Here is a 2,763-nt window from a genome sequence, read left to right as displayed (position 1 = left end):
ACCCGCGCCGGCTTGTTGATCGGTGGATCAGCTCCGCATCAGCTGATTCCAACTCAGCTGATTCCGACTACGTCCTGTGCGATCGCGGCCAGTCGCGTCTGCGCGGCGGAGACGACGCGCTGCCGCTCCTTGTTGGCTTCCTCGTACGCCACGATCACCCTGATGTCGGTGGGATCGGTGAGTTCCTTGATCGCGCTGACGGCTTCACTGACGTTGAGCTCGTCGTACCCGGCGATGGGGAGTTCGGACGCGTCGAGGATGCCGGTGGCGCTGCGCGCCGCGTGGATGGCATCCGCGGCCTGGCCGGCGCCCTGCTCGCGGGCGATCCGCTCAGCGGTTTCCAGAGCCGAGTCACGTGCTCCGGCAAGCGCCTTGGTGGCGATGTCGCTGGTACGTGCACCACGATCCACGAGATCGTTGACTGCCGGACGCACCGACCGGAGGGCGTCCGCGGCACGCTCGGCCCGGCGGGTCGACCAGGTCAACGGCAGGTTGACGAACTTGACGGCGAATCCAGCGGCTGCCTGCAGCGGAGTCCGCCGCAGTGCGGCGGGGCCACCGAGGGCGTCTTCGGCGAGCACCGTGGTCAGCCATTCCACCGTTGCGGTGTGCGCGGTGATCAGACGGGTAGCGAGGGCTTCGACGTCCTTGTCCTTGGCGGCGACCGCGAGCGCCTTGACGTAGCGGGCCCGGTCGAGCAGTTGACCCTCGAGGGCGAGGTCACCGAGAAGTGCCTCGTCGAAGGGTTCGGCCTGCTCGGTCAGCGCCTTCACAGCCGCAGCGGCACGCCCCAGGAAGGGGCCGATCACGTCGGGATATCCGCCGAGATCGCGGATCGCCTTCTCGATGGCCTCCGCGCGGATTCGGGCGTTGTCCGCGTTCTGCTGCAGTTCGGTGCGCACGGCGTCGGTACGGGCCTGCACCACTCGAGTTTCGGCAACCTGAATCTCGGTATGCGTCAGGTCCAGAAGGCTGCGCAGCTGCGTGAGCAGGCTCGCGGTGGTCACAGTGGTCGGTGTAATCGGTGATGCCATTTTCGGTTTCACCCCTTGATCTCATAGAGTTTCGGTCAGCGCATGGCTGGCGCCTGCCTGTCGGTTACCCACCGACGCCCACTCCATAGCCCCGATGGCGGCAATGTGAGAAACCTTTCTGAGAGGTGTAGTTCGCGAACGTTCGGGTAAGCGCGGGAGTCGCTGGTCGGGCCGGTTTGGTGGTGATCCTGCCGGGTACTAACGGATCGTGATGCCCACCCTGGTGCAACCTGTGTTGCCCGAGCCCCGCGGACCGATCTCGATGTCGGTGCTCGACCTGCTGTCCGAGCGCGCCCCGCTCCATCAACTGAACCGGGTCGCAACCTCCTTCGCCGATGCCGATCCGTACGGCGTCGACGTGCAACTTGCGCTCTACATCTGCTACGAGCTGCATTACCGCGGGTTCGCCGACGTCGACGCCGGCTGGGAATGGAATCCGGGACTGCTGCACCTGCGAGGTCGACTCGAAGAGCTGTTCCTGGACGCGGTCACCGAGGAAGTCGGGGAGATCAACGAAGGCGACACCGCCACGGCCGAGTTGGATGCGTTGTGTGTGGAGCCCGTCGGGGGTACCGGACCGTCGTACTATCTGCGCGACGACGGCACCTGGGAGCAGATGCGAGAGTATTTCACCCACCGGTCGCTGTATCACCTCAAGGAGGGTGACCCGCACGCGTGGACCATTCCACGGCTCACCGGTCAGGCCAAGGCGTCGTTCGTCGCCGTCGAGTACGACGAATTCGGCGGCGGCAAGGGTGACCGGCTGCACCAGCAGCTGTTCGCCGACCTGATGGCCGGCGCCGATCTCGACACGTCCTACCTGGGTTACCTCAATCACGTGCCCGGCACGACGCTCGCCGTGGTGAACGTGATGTCGATGTTCGGGCTGCACCGGCGGCTTCGCGGGTGTTCGGTCGGGCATTTCGCCGCCACCGAGGTCACCTCGCCTCCCGGGTCACGTCGCATGGCGCAGGCTCTGGAACGCCTTGGCGCACCTGCTGATTGCCGCGATTTCTATCTGGAACACGTCGAAGCCGACGCAGTCCACGAACAGGTTGTCCGGACGGATGTGGTGGGAGACCTCGTGGCACGCGAACCACAGCTCGACCACGATGTGGTTTTCGGGATCCGCGCCTTCGATGTGGTCGAGAACCGGCTCGCCGACCAGCTCATGCAGTGCTGGCAGGAGGACCGTTCTTCGCTACGGCGTTCCCTGGACTGACCTTTCGGCGATGGCTGGTGTCGCACAGCGGGTATGTCTTGGACCGTCGACAGGCGCAGATCGCCACCATGAAGCGGTCGGATTCCACGATTCTGCCGTCCGGCATCTCGATGCGGACCGGCCCCTCCACCATCACTGGGCCCGCCGGCACGACGCGGACCAGTCGCGGTTCGCCGGTCACGGCGCGTCCGCCCGGATCACGACGATCCTCTCCTCCTGGCGTCCCGGCCGGAGCAGACCGGTACGGGTCAACCACTGCGCGCGCGCCGTCATCACCGGGCCGAACGGGATGTACTGCTCCGCAACGATGCCGACGTGCATCCCGTGGGCGCGCAGCGCTGACGTAGTCGACTCGATGTTCGAGCATTCCGACTGAACCACCAGCAGGGTGCCGCCTCCATCGACCAGCAAGGGGGCAGCGGCACACAGCGGGTCGAGCACGCTGCGCCCGTCGCTGCCGGCGTTCCAAGCTCGCGCGGGCCCGGCCGCCGCCGGGATGGCGTCGGT

General features: G+C 66.3%; 4 protein-coding genes. 1 reads left to right on the top strand and 3 read right to left on the bottom strand.

Annotated elements, in window-relative coordinates:
- Window positions 1-53 precede the first annotated feature (53 nt).
- The gene (locus WA965_RS28990; RefSeq protein WP_526302378.1) at window positions 54-1,034 is read right to left on the bottom strand and encodes a ferritin-like domain-containing protein; all 981 of its coding nucleotides are present in this window, start codon (window positions 1,032-1,034) and stop codon (window positions 54-56) included.
- Between the two features lie 211 nt (window positions 1,035-1,245).
- Here WA965_RS28990 and WA965_RS28985 point away from each other — a divergent pair, with 211 nt between their 5' ends.
- Window positions 1,246-2,256 carry an iron-containing redox enzyme family protein gene (locus WA965_RS28985; protein WP_526302376.1) on the top strand — a complete coding sequence of 337 codons (1,011 nt, stop codon included), beginning with the start codon at window positions 1,246-1,248 and terminating at the stop codon, window positions 2,254-2,256.
- Here the strand turns inward: WA965_RS28985 and WA965_RS28980 are convergent.
- The gene (locus WA965_RS28980; protein ID WP_526302386.1) at window positions 2,204-2,389 is read right to left on the bottom strand and encodes a CDGSH iron-sulfur domain-containing protein; all 186 of its coding nucleotides are present in this window, start codon (window positions 2,387-2,389) and stop codon (window positions 2,204-2,206) included. The two genes, WA965_RS28985 and WA965_RS28980, sit on opposite strands and share 53 nt — an antisense overlap.
- Window positions 2,390-2,433: 44 nt before the next feature.
- Window positions 2,434-2,763, bottom strand: a 330-nt coding sequence (locus WA965_RS28975) for a class I SAM-dependent methyltransferase (protein WP_526448293.1), incomplete at its 5' end; no start/stop codon positions are given.

The sequence above is a fragment of the Mycobacterium sp. genome (genome assembly GCF_049683935.1).
Classification (GTDB): Bacteria; Actinomycetota; Actinomycetes; order Mycobacteriales; family Mycobacteriaceae; genus Mycobacterium.
Note: the sequence above shows the minus strand (reverse complement) of the source record. Positions and strands in the feature narration are given on the sequence as shown.

Excerpts from the sequence above, each read along its gene's own strand:
- WA965_RS28990 (WP_526302378.1), bottom strand. The coding sequence starts at position 1,034 with ATGGCATCACCGATTACACCGACCACTGTGACCACCGCGAGCCTGCTC.
- WA965_RS28985 (WP_526302376.1), top strand. The coding sequence starts at position 1,246 with ATGCCCACCCTGGTGCAACCTGTGTTGCCCGAGCCCCGCGGACCGATC.
- WA965_RS28980 (WP_526302386.1), bottom strand. The coding sequence starts at position 2,389 with ATGGTGGAGGGGCCGGTCCGCATCGAGATGCCGGACGGCAGAATCGTG.